This window comes from Caldithrix abyssi DSM 13497 (assembly GCF_001886815.1).
In the GTDB taxonomy this organism is placed as follows: domain Bacteria; phylum Calditrichota; class Calditrichia; order Calditrichales; family Calditrichaceae; genus Caldithrix; species Caldithrix abyssi.
Genome location: NZ_CP018099.1, coordinates 1,314,368 through 1,334,541, shown reverse-complemented (window position 1 = coordinate 1,334,541; position 20,174 = coordinate 1,314,368). Strand labels below are relative to the sequence as shown.

Sequence of the window (20,174 nt, the reverse complement as noted above, 5' to 3'; positions counted from 1 at the left end):
ATTCAACTAATCAACTATTCAACCATTTCTGCGGCATAAAAATTTTTGGAATCCCGCCAGAGGGCGGTATCAAGCAGTCGCATTTTCGCCCAACATCAAACCCTTTCCAGCATTTTAAGCGCATCGAAATTTTTCTGTAAACGCAATAATTCTTCGCTGATCTTTTGCAGGCGAGCGTAAAGCGACTGGTCGTAAATCCCATCAATCATCGAGATGATTTGCTCCGCATCCAGCGCCAGTTCTGTGCCGGCCATCATCGAGTACACGCCAAAGGGCCACGAAAAAAGCAGGTCTTGCAGCTTACCGGCGTACGGCAGATGCAAATCGCCAACCTGCAGCTCCTTCAGCCGCCTGCCGTTTCCTTCCTGTTCCGAATGAAAGGGGATGACAATGGAAGGCTTGGCCGCAGATAGCGTTTCCATCATCGAGCCATAACCGCCGTGATGAATGACCAGATCGCTTTTACGAATGGCGCTCATTCCATCGATCCAATCCACAAACAACACGTTGGTCGATTGACCGTTCAGGTTTTTGGCCGGATAGAGTCCGCCTGTGGAAACCAGAACTTTAAAATCGCGCCGGTCAAATATTTTTAAAAGGGCTTCAAAAAAGGCCTGCTGCCCAAAGCGATTGGCGCCTCCTCCGGCGGTAACATAAATCTTGGGCACATCCACCGGCAAATCAAAAAACGGAATTTTTTGATCTCCCCGGTAATTTTCCGTCAGTGGTCCGCAAAACAGCACATCATCCCGCCCGCCATCCACGGGTTCGATCTGATCGGAAGCGGGAATCAGGTACAGATCGCCCCTTAACAAATCTTCCGCCTTGCGCACGTCGTTGATGGCTAATTTTTCCAGCAGGGGCGCAAATGGTTCTATGGCGTTGGGCTCCACTAACCGCGGTTCATCCTGCAGCCACCAGAAGAAGCGGGGCGCGGGCGGAAAAGCGGCCAGTCGCGTAATTTGAATAACCGGGAGAGAAAACTTTTTTCCCAGCAAAAAGGTCAAAAAATGCGTATCGCCGATCAAAACGTCGGGCTTAAATTGTTCTACTATTTTCACCAGTTTTTTAAAACGCATGAGCACAATGCGTGTGGAAAGGTATTCGTCGCGCGGCACCTGATAAGCCACGCCGTTAAATACCAGAAAGACGGGGGGACGCTCCACGCGCTCAATCATTTTAATACGCGGCCAAAAAGGCTTTTTAAATTGAAATTTCAGAAATCGTTCTTTTTTGGTGTCCAGCAGGTAAGACGGAATGCCGGCGTCAATACCATCCTGGTAGTGCTTTTGTTCCAGCACAATGGCCGTCTCGCTGCCTCCAGCCTGCAATTTTTTAGCCAGATAGATGCACCGGCTTACGTGTCCGCGTCCGCCGCCATGATCGCTGGGAATGAGCAATACGCGTTTCATACTATTCAACAACCTCCTTCACAATCTCAATCGTTCCGCTTTGACCGTTCAGCTTAATCCATTGGCCGGTTTGAATCTTTTCCGTGGCGCCTGACACGGCAGCCACCATAGGAATGCCAAATTCGCGGGCAATAATGGCGCCGTGGGAAAGAGCGCCGCCCAGCTCCGTAATAATTCCGCCGGCCAATGCCAGAACGGGCGTCCAGCCCGGATTGGTAGCTCTGGTCACCAGAATATCGCCCGGGGTAAAGCGCGAACCTTCTCGCTCCACATCCACAATAACGCAGGCCCGGCCTTCCACCACGCCCGCGCTGCAGGCCAGGCCGCGCAATCCGCTATCAGCCGCCGATTTTTCAAAAATGGGCGTCCACTGCGCCCCGATCTGCCTGATTTTTGGCGGATATTTTTCCCGCAAGTATTTTTTTCTCTGCGCTTTCCTCTGCTTAATCAGCAAATTAAGACGTTCTTGCGCTTGCTGGTTTTTCAATAGCATTTCCACTTCTTTCAATTCCAGATAAAAAATTTCGCTTCCGTCTCCGGCCATTCGCTCGCCAATCGAAAGCAGATTTTGTTTTAACAGATCAAGCCATCTGAGAATTTTTTGTTTTAAAAATTCGCGCTGAAAGCTAAGATATTCCGCCTTTTTAAGCAAATAATTAAACAGCAGCAGTTTTGCGCGAGAATCCCTGGAGCCGATCTCATTTCGAACTCTTTCCACAATGATCTGCCGTTCCCGCTCCATCTGTTTGTACTGCCGATTGACAGCGGCGTACCCCTCTTCCGATCGTACGTACTGTTTTAAGGCGCCAAACACGTAGGCGGGCTCTTCGTGCCAGCGCGGATAACTTATTTCGAACTCATGCAGGGCGGCGTACCCAAAATTTTCCATGAACAGTTCGAGCTGTTGTTTAAACACATCGCTGGATGGTAATTGACGCCACCATTTTATTAATTGCTCAACGCTTTCTTTTTCAAAAATAGCGCGATAGCGTTTATTCTGGCGGATCCAGTGAGCGATCTCCCACAGAGCCAGGGCAGACTTTGTACTTTCCACTTGTCCAACACCCTGCAGCAAGCGACTGGCGTCGATTTGCGCATCGTCCAATGTTTCATGGCAAATCTTATTTAGCAGTTGATAATAAAATTCGGCCAGAATGGTGGCGCAAACATGAACCTTCATCAACCGGTCGATCATTTTAATCGCCGTTTTTACCGCGCGGAAATCGCCTTTACCTCTGGCGCTATTTTTTAAAGCCCTGAACTTTTTTTCCTGCTTTTTAAGAATGCCCTCAATCTGGCCGGGCAAACGAAAACTTAAATACCACAACCGCGCCAACAAAAGCAGCAATTTTGACGCCTTTAAAAGATTAATGATTTTACGGCGCCCGGGCACAATATAGCTGGAAACATAAAATGCGTTGACCATTTTTTGATAGGCGTTGTGATTAAAATAAACCCTGCCGTGATACAGGGTAAACAATTTTTGCGCTCCGATCTTTAGCCCTGTTTTTTTCAAGAAGTATCGGTAGGCGCCGTTGGTAATGGGCTCCAGAATGCTCCAGGTAAAGGGCGTAACCACATCGGGGATCACCTCGCCCACATTTTCCCGCGTCCAGATGATGACTCGCCGCAAGGTGGTAATGGGCCTGTACTGTAAAAAATACACCTGCTGTTCGCTGACCGCCCATTCCACATCCACAGGCTGGCCTGCCAATTTTTCCAGCCGGAGCAGTTCTTTAATCAGCGGATTTAACCAGTCCAATGCGCGGTTATCGTGCCGATTTAAATGAAAATCCTGGCGCACAATTTCCAGATGTTGCGGTGTGACCTCGCCGCTAACCAGTCCGTCGCCTTTTTGCGGCACATATTCGACGACCACTCTTTCATTTTCCGGATGATTGGGATCTACAGAAAAGGCAACGCCCGCAAAGCGCGCCTCGACCATGGCCTGTAAAATAACGCCCATTTGCAAACCGGGCGACGGCAGACCGATCTTCTGGCAATATTCCCAGATGGCCGGATTGAACAAAGAGGCCCATACTGTTTTAACAGCCTGCCAAATTTCATTTATTTGTAGTGGAACGTCCAGAACGGTTGCGTATTGTCCGGCAAACGAAAAATCGGCCCGATCCTCGCTCACCGCCGAAGAGCGCACCGCAATGCGTTGAATGCCTGCGCTGGCAAAACGATCGATTAAATGACCGAGCTCCCGCTCCAGATTTCCGGGCAGGGAGAATTTCAGGATTTCTTCCCGGATTTGGTTTAACGCCGCCTCTAATAGCGGATGATCTTCTTTTAGTTGTTTAACCGCAGGGATACGCTTTAACACGTACTGCAGGGCGTCGCTGGAAAGCGCCCCGGTTAAGGGCACATTAAAGCCCCATCGCTGCAGGCCGGCCAGATTAACCGCTTTGCGGCCAAACTTTTTTACCGCCTTTACCTGTTTTAAATCAAAGATCGTTTGCCTCATTTTAAAAGCATCTCTTCGCCAAAAATTAAGACTTGCTCGCCGTTCTGCGCTTCTGCCAGCCAGCGTTTACGAAAATAGCGTCCGTTGGTTAAAATCCTTGCCAGCCAGCGCAGCGATTGTTTTTGCACGGCCACCCCGGCAACCGCCTCAATGATTTTGCCGGGTAAAGAAAACATTTCTGGCCAGGTGGCAATCAAAAAGCGCTGATCGTCCAGAATAAATTCTTTTTTAAAATGTAGATGTTTATTGCCAAAAACGCAGTCAATGTGCAGTTCATTTTTTTGAAAAGCTATTTTAGCCTGTCGATCAACGCTCATCTGTTCTGGCGAACAGTTTACTACAATATTTACGGCCCTGCCCCGTTTATCGACCACCTTGCCCACAATCCACAGGGCGTCTTTAAAATACAGCTTGGCCCAGTGCCAGTGATCCATCTCTTTTTTGAGATTTATGGTGCCCCTGTTGGAATCAAAGTAGGCGCGGCCTGTAAGGGTCAACATTTTTTGTCGGTTGGTCTGCGGATCGATGTATGAAAAGCGCCCGGAAGCGCGAGCCAGGGGCATGAATACTTTCCATTCAAACGACTTTTCCGCGTTCTTTTCGTACAAATCCATGGAGAGCGGCAGGTCTGCCTCCATTTCATTTTGCAGAGTAAGGTCTAAATGGAATTTTTCGGATTCTACTTTAAACACGGCGCGCCTTTTCTCCATATCCAGCCTAATTTTTCGGTTTCGGAAGGCAACGGTTCCTTCGCCTTGTTTTAGCATTTCATCCCGGGGAAGGATCAGAAATTTATGAAAAATCTGGCGCTTCCCAAAATAGACAAAGGCGTCCAGAATGCTGATGTTAAACTGCGACATAAAAGGGTGTGTGTGCAGACTAAAGACCAGATCGTATCCATCGTCCTGGTGGATATCGATGTAGTACCATTCAAAAAATCGCTCAGGCATTGTTCATTCTCAAAGTTTTAAGGTTCGTTAAAATTCTCCTTTTTCTTTTAACGCATTCGCGTTGTTGGAATCCACCCCCATTGGGCGTGCGGTAAAAATTCGCAATCTTTTTATCCACAGGGCGCCCAGCAAAGCCCCCGCCGCGTAATGCGGAAAATCGCTCAGGGCAAAGGTTGTGCCTAATAGCACCTTCCCCAGATAAAACGAACGTAACCACTCAAGAACGGGAGGATGCCACAACTGAGCTGCTTCCAGCAGAGAAGTTACCGTAAAAACGCCAATGGCAATAAACTTTTCTTTCCACTGCGGTTTTAAAAAGGCAGCCACCAGGCACCAGAAAACAACGTAAAGCACGCCCCCCAGCGAATTGTTCACCCAGTCCGCCCCGATGCCGTGGTAGGCTTTGGTTAAAAAGCCCAGCGGCGTAATTATCAAAACCGATATCCCAACAAAAATTCTGAATTTAGACATTTTATCTGAGCAAGGTCATTTTACCTGATTGCATGCGGCGCGGCGTTTTAATGCGGTAGATGTACACGCCAGAGCTTTGCTGTTCACTCTGGTCGTTACGCCCGTCCCAGTAAAAGCGGTGCTCTCCGTCCGTTAATTGTCCCTCCCAAAGGGTTCGGATCTTTTGACCATGTACGTTAAAAATTTCCACCGTCACAAACATTTCCTGTGGAATGGCAAAGCGAATTGCGGTCATGGGATTGAACGGATTGGGAAAGTTTTGCCACAGGCGAAATGCTTGAAGAGCGGGCGTTTCGCGCGGCGCGAGCGCTACCGTTTTATGAACGGTCGTTTTTCCATCAAGGCTGACAGATTCCAATCGATACCACAGCCAGGTCTGATTGGTCTGATCGTTGTCGATAAATTCATAACTATGTTTAGTGGAGCGGCTGCCCTGGCCGGTAATGATGGTTTCGTTAATTTTAACAAACGTTTCGTCCCCGGGCAGCAAACTGTCTGCAGATTCCGCGCGGTAGATATTGAAGCCGTGGTTATCGACTTCGCTTTCCGTGGTCCAGCGCAAAAGCACGCCTGCGTTCGTCCGCGCGGCTTCGAACGTAGAAAGCGCTACCGGCAGAGAATAATCTCCGTTTTCCGCAAAAACAAGAACGCGGTAAACGGTCGGCGTTTCATTGGCGTAAAGTTTTAGGGTATGCGTACCGCCGGCAACCGTATCTTTAATCAGCACAGTTTTAACGTCGCCAAATAGCCCGTTCCCTTCAAAACCATAGTCTCCGCCCCAGCCAAAATCGGTATTATCCAGCTCAATGCGCAGTTCGTCATCATCAGAGCTATCGATATTGGCGTTGATGTAATCCCAGCCCGGCTCTTCATCGGCGCTGGCGCTGACGTAAATGGCGATGGGCCCGGCATCGCAGTTAAAGGTAAATTCCTTCCACAAATTATTCTGGCTGCCGGCGGGAGCGGTTTCGTTTAAAGTTTGATCTAAAACCAGGGCGCCTTCCAGCGCGTTTAAAACATTAACGTCGTACAAAACGGGCGTATTCTGGCTATGAACTTCCAGAGTGTGACTGCCGGCCGATAAAGCAGGCGTAAAAACCAGTGTTTTAGGCAAACCGTCGTCCACATCGCCGTTCCAGCTGTTCACCGTATCATAACCGTAATCGGTGGCATCCACCACAATCTTCAAATTGTCATCGCCATCGTAGGTATCGTAGTTTTCGGCTTTGGCGGTGACAATGACAAACGTATTGCCCACTTGCGTTTCAAAAGAGTAACTTTTCCACAAGCCGTCTGAGATGCCCTGATCCATTTCGCTCTCATAGGCTCTTAAACGTAAAAAATCCGAAGCGTCAACTGGCGTCACCATGTACCCCGGATCGTAACCGTTTTTGGTGATCTCAATAAAATCGATAACAAAGGCGCTGGCGCCCAACCAGCCGTTGTAAAACACCTCGATGGTGTCCTGCCCCGAGGCGGTTGTAGTGTGATGATAGACCAGATTGTCATTCCAGGCATGGAAAGAATAATCTTCATTTAAAATATTACCGTCAGGGAAGTCGGCAGGCACAATGCGCTGAACCAGCACACCGTCAATATAGTGTTCGTAATACGCTTCGCTGCTGGTGCCGCTGTAGCGTTTTACTTTGTACACATGCCAGATTTGATTGCTGGCCGTTAAATCGCTTTCCTTTCTGTAATCGGTAGAAATGCCCTTAAGAGTCTGCGCCCGCCAGTATGTTTCAGCCGCAGCCCAGGAAGAGTCGGGCACGGCCATTTGTTCAAAAAACCAGGTAGCCTGATTGATGGTAACCGGCAGGCCCTCCGCTCGCCAGAATCCCCAGCCCCGCGTTCCGGGATTTAAATCATTCAATGTTTTAACGCGCATTACAGCGGTCATCTGCAGGTGTTTGGAATACAAGTTCGTATTGTAGGCGGTTGCGATGCCAATGTTTTCCATCCCATTGTAATCCGCCTGTAAACGTCCGCCCGGCCCGCCGTTTAGCGGATCTTTCAGAACGGCTTCCAGGTAGCCATTCAACACTTGCAACGTGTGATTGGTTGAAGAACTCGGCGCTTTGACATTTGACCACCAGCTTTTTAAAGCGCTTCCCGTAAAGTCATCTCTTTGCAAATCGGGGATGATGTAGGTTTGACCGAACAACAGGGATCCGCTTACCGTAAGGAGTAAAACAATTTTTCGCACCATTTTTTATCTGTGCCTTTATTTAAGCTTTATTAACTTCCGCGTCGTTACCTGTTTATTGTATTTCAATCGATAAAAATAGATGCCGGAAGCCGTCTGTTTACCTAAAAAGTCGTTGCCGCTCCAGCGCGCCTGGTAAGCGCCTGGCTGCAACCGTTTGTCAATTAAGGTTTGAATGATTCGCCCGTTAACATCCAGAATTTGCAACACCACGTGCCCGGCCTGTGGTATTTTAAAAGGAATGGTTGTGCTCGGGTTAAAAGGATTGGGATAATTGGCGCCCAGTTCAAAACTTTGCGCCAGCGCCGTGCGGCGTTCAAGAGGGCTGGCCGCCGCTTTATTTTCCACGTAAACAATCACTTTATACACGGTGGGCGTTTCGTTGGCGTACAGTTTCAACACATGATGCCCGGCCGGCACGTCCTGCATGATCAAAATGGTTTTACTATCGCCAAACAGCGTATTGCCCATCATGGCGCTGTCCGTTCCCCAGCCATAATCCCAGTTATCCAGCTCAACGCGCAGTTCATCATCATCCGTGCTGTCAATATCCGCAAAAACGCCGTTGGGATCCGGATAATTTCGGTAATTCCATCCCGGCTCCTCATCGGCGCTGCCGCTAATGTAAATGGCCACCTGACCGGAGTCGCAGTCGAACTCGAAAGTCTTCCACAGAAAATCGACGCTGCCTGCCGGCGCGCTTTCGTTTAAGGTCTGATTAATCACCACCTGACCGTTGGGCGCTTCCAGAACCGTGGCGTCGTACAAAATGGGCGTGGCTTCGCTGTAAAAAGAGATTTCATGCGTTCCCGGGCTGAGCACCGTATCAATCACAATGGTTTTGGGCTGGCCCTGATCCGTATCGCCATCCCAGCTTCTTGGCGTATTGTAACCGAAATCCTTGCCATCCAGCACAATTTTCAGATCGTCGTCGTCCCCGTAGCCGTCCAGCTCTTCCGCTTTGGCCGTTGCCAAAATCAAACAGGGGCCGCCGCCCACTGTAAACTGATACGGTCCTTTCCACAGGCCATCCTGCACGCCGTTGTCAATTTCGTTGATGACTTCTCTTAAGCGCACCGCGCCCTGCGGCGCAACCGTATGACCGTACTTGTAGTTTCCACTGATGATTTCCACATAATCCACCACAAACGAACTCGATCCCAGCCAGCCGGCGTAATACACTTCCACGGTGTCGTTGCCGGTTGTAGCGCTTTGCGTGTAACGGTAGATGAGATTGTCGTTCCAGCAATCAAAGCCGTAATCTTCGTTCAAAATACCGCCAAGGTCGCTGGTGTCGGCGCGCACCACCGGCGTTGGGTCATCATCGACGTAAATCTCGTAATACTGGCGGCCAAAACGCACAATGCGATACACATGCCAGTTCTGATTATTAACGGTTAAATCCACGCTTTTGTGAAATTGAAGGCCGCGCGTGATACGAGCGCGCCACCAGGTTTCAAGCGACGCCCAGCTATAGATGGGATCGGCCTTTTGTTCAAACACCCAGGTGGCCTGATTGATGGTGATTGGCAGCTCTTCAGAACGCCAGAAGCCCCATCCCCGACTGCCCGGCGGCAGGGCATTTAAGGTTTTTACGCGAATGATGGCCTGAATTGTATCGTCCTTGGAATAAACATGCATCAGGTAAGCGGTGCTAAAGCCGATATTTTCCATTCCCGTCATATCTACTGGCAACTCTCCGCCCTGCTGGCCGTTATTAGGATTATTCAGCGTGGCCATAAAATAACCGTTGAATACGCCCCAGGTATGGTTTTCGCCCGAAATATTTATGGACCACCACGTTTTAAAATCTTTGAAATCATCGCGTTGTAAATCGGGGATAATATACGTCTGGGCGCTTAACGCAACAACCAGACAAAGCACAATTAATATCCTTAACATCATTCCCCCCTAAACCTTTGAATTAAAAACCTGACCAAAAAATTTCCGCCGATCATCTCCAGCGAATATAAACGGCGGATGATAATCTGGAAGATTAACAACAGTATGAATGGAAAATACAAAACACTCAGAATTACGTTCAACATGAGCGGCAGCCCCACCGAAGGATAGGCGTGATGCAAAAACTGAGACAGACTCCGACTCTGCGCATCAAAGGGATTGGTTTGCCACTGCCGTTTATCCAGCAAAAACCAGAACAGGGCCAAAAAATAAAGCGCCGCGGTTAGCCACCACAAACCGTTTAAAATGATTGCTGAAAAACTTAAGTCCAGCGAAAATTGAACCAACAGAACGGCTAACATGATTTTTTCCAGATGAAGATTGATATTGAATAGTTTTTTTACCCGCTGATAACCCATACTGACCACAAACGTTCTGGTTCCCGTTTTGACGTCATTTTTGTAATCTTCCAGCTGGTGATTGATATCTGAAGACAGCCCGCGCAGCAGAACGTACAAAGAGATCGGCAATACATATTTGGCTTCCCAAAAATCGAAGGCCGAAAATAGAATTAAGATGGGCAGCAAACGCTGAGCCATGGTTACGAACACAATATTTAAGGCCCCGCGTTCTTTAAGGCGAATGGGCGGCAAACTGTAAAACGTTGTAATCAAAAACCACAAAGCAATTAACGGTAAAAAATAAGGCTGATTCCAGAATGGAATACCGGCTACAACAAACAGCAATAAAACACTCAAAAGAACCATTCTGGCTTTAACCGCCGAATCCTTCTCAAACGTATTGGGCTTGCCGTGCTGTCGATCCAGTTCCCTGTCCGAGTAATCATTGATCAAATAACCGTAAGTTGTGGCCAGAATACTGAACAGGATGAACACCAAACTGCGCAGCACAAAATTCCAGTGAAAGGCCTGCTGCAATAAGGCAATGATCAGCAAGACAAAAAAATTCTCAAACACCGAGTTGTAGCGAAAAACCGCCCAATTGCGCCAGCCGATATAATGTTGAATTGCCTGTAACATAATCAACTTTTGTTTTAAAATGTCTGTGCTAATTTAGCCGTCCTGGTTTCAACCATCCATGTTGCAGGTCACGAGATTCTCAAAATTTGTTTTTTAGGATACTTCCTTCGTAGCATCTGTCCTGCCAGGGCTGTTGATTGGTTGAATGGTTGAATGATTGAATGGTTAGTCTGTCATTCCAAATTTGTTTCTGCAAATACAGTGAATTCCTACCACCGTTTATGTAGTGGCGAAGGATTTCCCAGGAACAATTCAGCGCTGGTAAGCATTAATCTTTAGTCAGATAAAAAAAACACTCTGGATAAAATAGGGTTGGAAATCCTTCGCCCTTACAAGTACGTTCATTCCTGATCTTTTGTCTGGGAGTGAGGATCGAGCAGGCAAGGGCAATTTAATTTAAAACATTCTTTGCGCCTTTTGTGAGTTCTCTGCGCTCTCAGTGGTTGCTTAAATTCCTTTGGGAATGTTTTTGTTTGCTGCTATGCTGCTTTAGAGATAGTTTTTGAACCTTGATTTTCAGGATTACAGGATTTTCTTGATTTTTTACTACAATTAAACGATGTATTCCATTTTAAAGATAAATTTTGGAATGCAGAAAAAATAATCCTGGTAATCCCAAAATCAAGTAAATCCTGGGTCAAAAATTAAATTAGTCACCGGCCGTTCATTTCGAATTCCCATCTGGGGGGATTTGAAAATTTTTGTGCTGTTTTAAAAACTCATCCCCCAGCCCGGGGCTGTCCCAAAAGTCAAAGAAAATGTATTTTTATAAAGTTTTTTCTTTCCCTCACCCCCTTTAGTTCCCCCTCTCCCGAAAATCGGGAGAGGGGGAAAGGGGGTGAGGGCTATCGTAAACTTTTACCTATATTTGCATAAAAATACATTTAATGTCGCTTTTGAGACACCCTCGGGAGCAATTGTGGCGATTTGCTTAACTTTGCTCTCAAAATAATTTGTTCAATCATTTTCTGCGATGATTGGCGTAATCTGCGAGAAAATTATTCTGCGCGCGTTACGGTTGTTTTGGGTTGCGGCTGTGCTACTCTGGGAGTTTGGAGGTAGTTTTTGAACCTTGATTAAAAGGATTACAGGATTGCCTTGATTTTATGCGCTCGATGCGACTTTATTCTCTAAATTTAATGAAAAAGTTAAAAAGCAAATCCTGGTAATCCAAAAATCAAGCAAATCCTGGTTCAAAAATTAAATTAGTCACCGGCCGTTCATTTCGAATTCCCATCTGGGGGGATGGGGTTTAAATAAAATCTCGCCTTCATGCCAATCTTTTCCCCAAAGAGAAAGGGCGGAACATGGCTTAATACGATTGGAAAAAAATCAGGCGGTGCAGCTCAGGATTTCCCTGCTGCCTGAGTTTTACTAAAACTTCCGACGCATCGCCCCGGATCGTCCACAGCTTTGTCCGGCATTCTCCCAGACTTTCATTCCCGCAAAAGAAAAAGGCTTTAAGTAAATTGCTCTGCTGATCAAGCATGCGGATCTGCAAATCCTGATCGCTCTCTTCGAGCCGACCGACAGGCAGAATATGATTGAACTCGGGCGATTCATCCAGCGTTGCGGCGGCATATCCCAGCAGCGCCGCGTCCGGTTCTTTCCGGATGATTATTTCCATGGAGTCGGGCGACAGGGGCTGCAGCGCTTTGTTGAACAAAATTCGGGCCTTGCCGCCGTCCACCAGCAAAAGGTCGTACAGCGTCGGTGTGTTTTTCCCGCTTAAACGCAAACGATGGCTGCCCGGCTCTGCCTCTAACTCAAAGAAAAAAGTGCGCGTGGCTCCTTTTAAATCTTTGCCGCTCCATTTTTTTACGGGCGCAGTATCATCATCCAGATAAAGCATCAGGGCGTCGTCTTCATCAAAGCCATCGTAGCTTTCCAGGCGGGCCGTTAAAAGGCCATACACCGTGGGACCGCTGGTTTGAAAAGAGAAATCGCCAATGACGTACTCTCCAGAGCCAACCAGCACATCGTTCCACGCTTTGTAGAGAAGAAGCGCCGGATGTTTTACGTCAGACGTAGATTTTTTTCTGTGTTGCGTAACAATTTTAACGTAATCGACCAGCAGCGCGCTTTCACCGTTCCAGGCGGCCCGCACAAGTCCCTTTTTCGAATAGACCTGATTGTCGATCCACAGGTGGAAGGAAAGCCGATCGGCGGGGGCGAGCTGCGCGGTTTGCAAAAGCAATGAGTCGTCAATCCAGAAACGTGTGGTATTGGAGACCAGGTCGCGCTCAATACGATACACATGCCACACATTGATCTCCGGCTTCCAGGGGTGCGTCTGGCGCTGTTTTTTGGCCACAACGCCCATCATCTTCCAGCTCAGCCTCGCATCGCCGGCGTCCATCTGTTCCATAAACCAGCATAAAGACTGCAAAGCGGCGCCTTTAGCGCTTTTCCAGAACCCCCAGCCCCGGCTGCCTGGTTTCATGGGCGTTAGCAGTTTAACGCGCGTTTCGACCAGAAGCCGCTTAATGGCCTTACCGTAAATATTCTGAAATTCGGAGATGGCCACATTGCACTCTTGCTCAGCGTTGGGATTTGATAAGCGCAACAGCAAATAACCGCGACCGTTAACCATGGCCCGGTCGTCCAGAGCGGCGCTACCGTCTTTGTGGTAATCCCACCAGGCGTGTATTTTATTGAAATCATCTAATTTAACAGGCGGGATGCCATCCTGCGCATCAAGCGCAACGGCCAAAAAAGATATGATCAGAAGGGATAAAATAGAAACAGACCCGAAGCCGTTTGCCCCGGGCCTTCTCAATCCAGAATAAAATTGTTTGGAAAAATGATTAATATTAACGAACACGCTGAATTAAATAATCGCTTAGTTCTTTTAAACCGGCGGCTTTATCGCCAAAAATTTCCAGAGATTTCACCGCTTTCTGGTGGTATTCGGCCAGGTATTTTCTGGCCTGTTCCATGCCCACCAGCTTGACAAAATTCATGCGATCCTGTCCGATATTTTTGCCAACCAGCTTCTCTTCGCCAATCACATCGAGCATATCGTCCACAATCTGGAAAGCAAAACCGATGTCCTCGGAAAATTTTTGAATGGCCGCGGCCTGGTCTTCGTTTGCATGGCCGATAATGGCCGCCACCTTGCCGGCTGCGGAAAAAAGCGCCGCGGTCTTTTTTTGATTGATAAACTCAATAATTTCAAAGTTAACATTTTTATCTTTGATTTTAAGATCAACAAACTGCCCGGCAGCCAGGCCGTTAAATCCAAACGAAGCGCTCAGCACCTGCGCGGCCTTCAATCGCTCGTCTTCCGTTAAATGGGCGTCAGATAAAATCATCTGAATGCCTTCGGAGATCAGACCTATGCTGGCCAGCAAAGCCACATCCTGCCCGAACACCACATGATTGGCCGGTTTACCACGCCGCAACTGCGAGTCATCCATGTAGGGCAAATCGTCCATAATCAACGAGGCGGCATGGATCAATTCGATGGAACAGGCGGCATTGATTAACTTTTCCTGCGGCACATCAAACAGTTCGCCCGTGTAGAACACAAAAACAGCCCGAATCCGCTTACCGCCGGCGGCGGAATAGGCCGCCGATTTGTACAAAGCCTCGATCAATGGATTGTCGTTTTGCAATCTCTGGTCAATTTCTTCATCGATCAGGCGTTTAATCATTTGCATTTTTTCTCTCATGGGTCACTCCTTTTTTACACGCAAAAGTATCATTGTATGCCCGTCAAAAACTTTTGATGAAACAGGCTGCAGAAAGCGGGGCCAGGACTCAAGCTTAGCCCCTTCCGCCGTGCGGCTTCTTCTCTTGTATTCCTTTAAAATATAATTTACTTGATTTTCACGCAAATATAATTGCAAGGAATCGAGAGGAGCATAGGGCAAAACGACAAACGGTCTTCTGGCAAAGTACACTGCCTGGGGCGTTATTGCCGCAATTTTTGCCCCATCTTCCGTCTTTTGTTTTAACCACTGACCTGCCTGGTAATAGTACGCTTTGCTGCGCACATTTGAATGTAGCTGCACATAGCCGGGAACCGCCGTTGTAAGAAGAAAAACCACAATCAATATTACAGCTCGCTTTTCCCGGGCAGACGTTTTACCCTCTTTCGAAACCAGCTCCGCAAATTTAAAAACGCCAAAGGCTACCAGGGGCATTAAAATCAATCCCGGAAAATAGAGAAAACGCTGCTCCACGTAAACAAACAAAACATTTAAGGTCGGCAACAAAAATATGGCCGTGTACAGCGCCAATCCTTTGTGCTTTTTCCATGGAAAGCGCAGCAGGCCAACCAGTAAAAATAAAAGATAACCGGGCGGCAGAATTAATCCCCACAAAAATTTTTTAACGGCGTTCATCCAATTTTTGCCGGCAAAAATAAGGAATGATTGGACCTTCTCTGTCTTATTCTGTTCCTTTGTGCGAACAACAGGCGCTTTAATTCTTCCTTCAAACACGGCATTGACAAACAACTCTTTTTTATCCGGCGCCAGCGAATAACGAAAGCGCTGCAGATGTTCTTTAAAATCTGTTTCCTCGCCCTTTAAAGCGTCCTGCTGCAAATAATATCTGGAAAGCTGGCCGTGAACTCTAACAAAATCGATCTTTGGATAAAGCGCCCAGCGGCCCGAAACGGAAAAAACAAACAGGGCGTACAGTAAAACGAAAAATCCTACCATCGTTCCGTACAGCAGCACGCTGTAAATTTTTTTGCGCCACACCAGTAAAATGATGACCACCATAAAAATGTAGACAATCATTTCAGGGCGCGTTAAATAGGCCAGGCCGCTGCACATGCCGGCCAGAATCAAAAAACGGCGCGCTTTAGGATGTTCATCTTTAATAAAAAGAGAGAGCGTACTGAAGACGCTGAACAACAAAAATAGAAAAAGCGATTCAGTGGCCACCTGAGAAGACACGGCAACCAGCGCCGGACTAAACGCAACCAGCAGGGCCGTAACGCCAGCCAACTTCCGATTCTGCGAAAGACTAACCACAAACCAATAGGCCATGGCGATTAAGCCCAGGCCAAAAATTAAAGACACCAATTTGCCGCCCAGTTCCGGCGAAACGACGAATGAAAACAGGCCTAACAGCAAAGGATACAGAGGCGGTTGAATAACATCCGGGAATTGACTGCCGCCGCTCACATAGTGCCCGTGGTGAAGCCAGTTAAAACCGAGCAAGGCGTAATGCGTGCCATCCGGCGAGATGTAATGCCCGGCAAAAACAAAGATCAACCGTAAAAAAACGCCGGATATCAGAGCCAGGTAAAGCAGGGGATTTTTTCGCGCAAAGGCAAAGATATTATTCATCTAAGATGTATACGTCTTTGGTGGTGACCGAAATATCCCAGATAAAAGGATTTTTGTCCCTGATATAAAAATCAAGCAATCCCATAAAGCGGGCAAAAGCTTCCACCAGGATCAACAGGAACATAAACAGCGTTTCTCTGGGCGTCCAGCGTTGTAATTGCCAGACCAGTTTCAGAATTTTCGAAGTTTTAAGGGTGGTTACCTCATAGCCGATTAAGGCCTTTAAATGCCGATGACCCGAGGCGATGCGTCTGCGCTGCTTAAAAAAATCGCCAAACGTTTCCGGGCCTTTATTGGTTACCAGAGCGCGTGAAGCGTAAGCCAGCTTTAAACCGGCTTTGGAAATGATGGCCTCAATGGCCGCCTCGTCCACAGCCGTGTACCTGGGGATGCGCGTTACAATGTTCCTGAAGGCGACCATCTCGCCGCACTTGGGCGATTGCAGCGCCATGTGATGATGCAGCTCCCACAGCTTGTGGACGCAAAAGCCTACAAAGCTATTTTTTCTGTTCACCGGCACGGGATGCGCCCCAACCATGCCCACTTCCGGATGTCGGAATGGCTTTATCAATTCTTCCACGGTATGTTCATGGGCAATGGTGTCTGCGCTTTCCAGCACCACAATGTCGCCGCTGGCGCGCTTTAAAAATTCATTGATGGCGCTGGCCTTCCCCATGCGCCGGGCCTGGCGAATCAATCGAATACGCGCGTCTTTTTGCGCAAACTGCTGCACAATGGCGTCGGTGCGGTCTGTTGAGCCGGACGAGACAACGAGAATCTCTTTGATCCGGCCGCTTTTGAGTTTCTGACGCTGCAGAGCGTAAAGGCATTTAGCAATATTTTTTTCCTCATTGTAAGCCATAACGCCCACGCTAATCTCGTAAAAATCCTTTACCTCAAATCGGCCTTCGTTTTTTAATTCAGGAGGATTTACAAATTCATCATACTCATCCACAAACCGTTCGTACTCGCGTTTTAAATAGACCAGATGGCGGAAAATTTCCCACCAGGGCGCGCGAAATTTAAACACATAACGCAGGGTCTTGCGGCGTGTATGTTGGCTGACTTTAGAAAAAGCCAGCGGCGTGCCGCGATAGATGAAGGGGATTTCTTTAACTCTGAAATGGGATTGATAGGCCAGATGAAGCAACTGGATTTGCGCAATGTACGCTTCATTGTAAATTTCATCGATGTTGATTTTTTCTAAAAATCTTCGGCGATAACAGCGAAAACCGGAGGTAAAATCCCAGATCGGTTTCACCAGAATGTAAGAGACAAACATGTTAGCCAGTTTACTGACCAGCAGTTTTCGAAAACGCCAGCCTTCAACGCGCACCCCATCGATGTAACGGCTGCCAATCACCAGATCATATTTGTGGGAGGCCTGTAAAAAATCTTTGATGTAACAGGGAGAGTGCGATTGATCGCCATCCATGGTAATGACCGGATCGTAGTCATGCTCCAGGGCATATTTAAATCCCATGCGCAGGGCTTCGCCAAATTTTCCCGGCTCTTTTTGATAGATAATGTGAATTTGCGGAAAATCCTTTGCCAGCCTTTCCACAATCCTGCCCGTTCCGTCTTCGGAAGAAGCGTCCACCACCAGCACATCAACCTGCGGGTAATCACGCACGATTTCACGCAAAATGGCTTCAATATGTCCGGCTTCATTCCAGGTGGGAATGATCACCAATGGTCGAACGTCAGACATCGCCTGCCTCCCATGCCCCCTTTAAAAATCCGACACCCCAGGGGATTAAGCCCAGCGCCAGAATAAACAACGCTCCGGAATGATTGCGAATCACATCGGCGCGCCATCGACGAAAAACATGCACCGTCCGCCACCATTTGACCGCCGGCAGAAGCGGCGCCGCCATGGTTGCCAGTAATCTGCTTCGGGCAATGGCCGAGCCCTCCAGTGGCAAAATACGTAGCATTCTGGCCGTAATTTGCCCCACGCGCTTTTGATGCCGTAAAAAAGAATGCAGTTCGCTGCGGTGATTATGGTAAATCTTTGCTGATGGGATAAAGAATATCTTCCCGCCGCTCTGCCTTAAACGATAATTGAACTCCAGATCCTCTTGCGGATAATAGCGCGGATTAAAACCTCCTAATTTTTCAAAGACCTGCCGTTTGTAAGAGATGTTGCAGGTGGGAATATGCTCCCGTTCGCCCGGGGGATATTGCGGTAAAAATTCGCGGAATTCGGCCATGTAGCCAGCCCAGGCCACGTTGTTGTCCTGCTCGTTGCCGTTTTCGACCGCGCCGCCTATGGCCTCGTATGCGTAATGGCGATGAACCGAGACCAACTGATCCAGCCAGTCCGGCGCGGCCTCGCAGTCGGAATCGATGAAACAGATGATTTCGCCCTTGCTCAATTTAACGCCCGCGTTCCTGGCGCTGCCGGGATCCGTTTTCTTTTCGAAATGAATGAGCTGTACTTCCGGAAAACGTTCGCGAATGATCTGCGGCGTCCGATCATGAGAACTATCGGCCACAATAATTTCGTACTCTTCATCCAGGGTTTGCGTTTTTAACGAAAGCAAACAACGGGCAATCGTTTTTTCCGAATTGTAGGACGGAATAACCACTGAAATCATATTAATCCCTGCTAAAAATCAGATACTGATGATGCGCCCACAACCAACGAATGGGAAGCGGCGCTCCCTCCAAAAATCGAAATCTGAAAACTTCTTCTTTCAAGTCGGGACGTTTACCCGAAAAATAATCCAGGATGGTCATACGCTCCGCCTGCGAAGCGTTTGCCCTGTTCTTCGAAAGCCATTTCAACAAAAAACCTAATTTTAACTTATCGAACAAAACCTCTTTTTTTAAAGGAAAATCTGGCCAGGGCGGAATGTCAAAATATCCCTTGCGCCGCAGTTGCCAGCCGTGCTTTTCGAATTGCTGTCGGATATTCGAAGTTTTAACCGCTTCAAAATTTAAATCAGGCCTGGTTGAACCCGGCCAGTGCAAACGTAACTGATAGCCCAGCCCAAAGCGATTGGGCACACAAATGAAAATAACACGCCGCGTCAACCGATCCAGCTCTTTTGCAAATTGCGTCAAATTGGCCACAAACCACAGGCTGGCAAAATTCCAGCTCAGATCAAAAGCCTGATCTTTAAACGGCAGCGCTTCGAATTGCCCGGTCAAACAAAACTGCGCTTTAAGATTTAATCCCTGCCACAACGCTCTGGCTTTATTCAGGCGAGTTTCATGGTTATCCACAACGGTTACCTGGCGGCCTTTTTTTGCCCACCACAAGCTATTAATGCCGCTGGCGCCGGTCATGCCAAAGCTGGGAGCCTCTAAAACGCGCTCGATGTGAAAATTTTTATCCAGCCACGCGAAAAATTCGTGCAGCAAAAAGCGCTCATAGGTGGTGCCCAGCCCTTCGTGCGGATCGTCAAAATATTCGGGCCAATTGTCAATGATGGGAAAGAAAAAATTTGATGCGTGGGATTTAATAGACATGGGCTTGTAGGTATTCCTTTATTTTTGCCTCTGTTTGCACCGGCCGATACTCCAACTCTTTCACGGCCGGCGCGATATCGTAGTACCAGGACTCGCTAATGAGCTGCAGACTGGTTTTCAGGGCATTTAAGCGCAGCGCCCCGCTCACCTTTTTTCCCGCCTGAAAGATCAAATCGGGCAGGCGCCAGACTCTTCCTCCCTTAAAGTCGCGAATCATATTAGCCAGACGCTCAAGAGAAATCGGCGCTTCATCGGCAACCAGATAGGTCTGGTTGTTAAAGAGATCGCCTTCGATGGCCTGTTTGATCAACTGCGCAAAGGCAAAAACATCCAGCAGATGGATGCGCACTTCTTTTTCGGGCAGAATCATTTTTCCGCCGCGGATCAATTGCGCCATTCTGCTCAAAAAGCCGTCGTCCTGCGGGCCATAGGTTATGGTGGGACGTAAAATTAAACTCTTAAAACGGGCGTCGTTAATCTGACGGAGGCATTTTTCGGCCAGAAATTTGGTTTGATGGTACACACCGTCCGGAAGCGGCGGATCGTCGGCGCGCCCCGGCAGACGATGCGGAATGGTGCCTAAAACGCCAACCGTGCTAACGTACAAAAAGCGCTGCACCTCGTGCGCCCTTGCCCAATCCAGCAGATTTTGCGTGCCCCGCACATTAATCCGTTCGTAGGCTCGCGCCGAAGCCTTTCCCGCGCCTCTGATGGCCGCCAGATGCACGATGACATCCGGTGTCTCCTCAAGGGCCTTTAACGCTACAATATCCCAGAAAGCGCCTCCCACCGCGTTGAAGCGCGCGTAACTTTTTAATGGGCTTATGCGCTGTAATGATTCTTTTCTTACCGGCGCCGTTACCTTAAAACCGCTCTTTAGCAAATATTCCGCCACGTTTTTGCCCATAAAGCCCGAGGCGCCGGTCAACAAAACATGCAT

At 48.2% G+C, this 20,174-nt stretch carries 14 protein-coding genes; all 14 read right to left on the bottom strand.

All coding sequences use genetic code 11. The annotated features are described in order from the left end of the window. Window positions 1–95: 95 nt before the first annotated feature. Window positions 96–1,412 carry a glycosyltransferase gene (locus Cabys_RS05295; protein WP_006929127.1) on the bottom strand — a complete coding sequence of 439 codons (1,317 nt, stop codon included), beginning with the start codon at window positions 1,410–1,412 and terminating at the stop codon, window positions 96–98. Window position 1,413: 1 nt separating this feature from the next. Continuing rightward, window positions 1,414–3,882, bottom strand: coding sequence for a PEP/pyruvate-binding domain-containing protein (locus tag Cabys_RS05290; protein WP_006929126.1), 2,469 nt, complete (start codon window positions 3,880–3,882; stop codon window positions 1,414–1,416). Continuing rightward, on the bottom strand, window positions 3,879–4,832 hold the full coding sequence (locus tag Cabys_RS05285; protein WP_006929125.1) for a hypothetical protein: 954 nt from the start codon (window positions 4,830–4,832) through the stop codon (window positions 3,879–3,881). The genes Cabys_RS05290 and Cabys_RS05285 overlap by 4 nt, the downstream gene beginning before the upstream one ends. 27 nt (window positions 4,833–4,859) lie before the next feature. Next, a complete protein-coding gene (locus Cabys_RS05280) occupies window positions 4,860–5,303 on the bottom strand; it encodes a ribosomal maturation YjgA family protein (protein ID WP_006929124.1) in 444 nt (147 codons plus the stop codon). 1 nt (window position 5,304) lies between these two features. Beyond that, window positions 5,305–7,512, bottom strand: coding sequence for a FlgD immunoglobulin-like domain containing protein (locus tag Cabys_RS05275; RefSeq protein WP_006929123.1), 2,208 nt, complete (start codon window positions 7,510–7,512; stop codon window positions 5,305–5,307). 15 nt (window positions 7,513–7,527) lie between these two features. Further along, window positions 7,528–9,414: a T9SS type A sorting domain-containing protein gene (locus Cabys_RS05270; protein WP_225868909.1), complete on the bottom strand. Its 1,887-nt coding sequence runs from the start codon at window positions 9,412–9,414 to the stop codon at window positions 7,528–7,530. Then, entirely contained in the window at window positions 9,411–10,451 is a 1,041-nt protein-coding gene (locus tag Cabys_RS05265; protein WP_006929121.1) for a UbiA family prenyltransferase, read from the bottom strand. The genes Cabys_RS05270 and Cabys_RS05265 overlap by 4 nt, the downstream gene beginning before the upstream one ends. Before the next feature lie 1,312 nt (window positions 10,452–11,763). Beyond that, entirely contained in the window at window positions 11,764–13,164 is a 1,401-nt protein-coding gene (locus tag Cabys_RS05260; RefSeq protein ID WP_150109283.1) for a hypothetical protein, read from the bottom strand. A gap of 100 nt (window positions 13,165–13,264) precedes the next feature. Further along, window positions 13,265–14,125, bottom strand: coding sequence for a polyprenyl synthetase family protein (locus Cabys_RS05255; protein WP_006929119.1), 861 nt, complete (start codon window positions 14,123–14,125; stop codon window positions 13,265–13,267). A 3-nt stretch (window positions 14,126–14,128) separates the two neighbouring features. Next, complete coding sequence (locus tag Cabys_RS05250; protein ID WP_006929118.1) at window positions 14,129–15,757, bottom strand: ArnT family glycosyltransferase; 1,629 nt, start codon at window positions 15,755–15,757, stop codon at window positions 14,129–14,131. After that, entirely contained in the window at window positions 15,750–17,468 is a 1,719-nt protein-coding gene (locus Cabys_RS19615) for a glycosyltransferase family 2 protein (protein ID WP_006929117.1), read from the bottom strand. The genes Cabys_RS05250 and Cabys_RS19615 overlap by 8 nt, the downstream gene beginning before the upstream one ends. Next, the gene (locus Cabys_RS05235; RefSeq protein ID WP_006929116.1) at window positions 17,461–18,357 is read right to left on the bottom strand and encodes a glycosyltransferase; all 897 of its coding nucleotides are present in this window, start codon (window positions 18,355–18,357) and stop codon (window positions 17,461–17,463) included. Before Cabys_RS05235 ends, Cabys_RS19615 begins: the two co-directional genes overlap by 8 nt. Before the next feature lies 1 nt (window position 18,358). Continuing rightward, window positions 18,359–19,234 carry a class I SAM-dependent methyltransferase gene (locus Cabys_RS05230; protein WP_006929115.1) on the bottom strand — a complete coding sequence of 292 codons (876 nt, stop codon included), beginning with the start codon at window positions 19,232–19,234 and terminating at the stop codon, window positions 18,359–18,361. Beyond that, a complete protein-coding gene (locus Cabys_RS05225) occupies window positions 19,224–20,174 on the bottom strand; it encodes an NAD-dependent epimerase/dehydratase family protein (RefSeq protein ID WP_006929114.1) in 951 nt (316 codons plus the stop codon). Before Cabys_RS05225 ends, Cabys_RS05230 begins: the two co-directional genes overlap by 11 nt.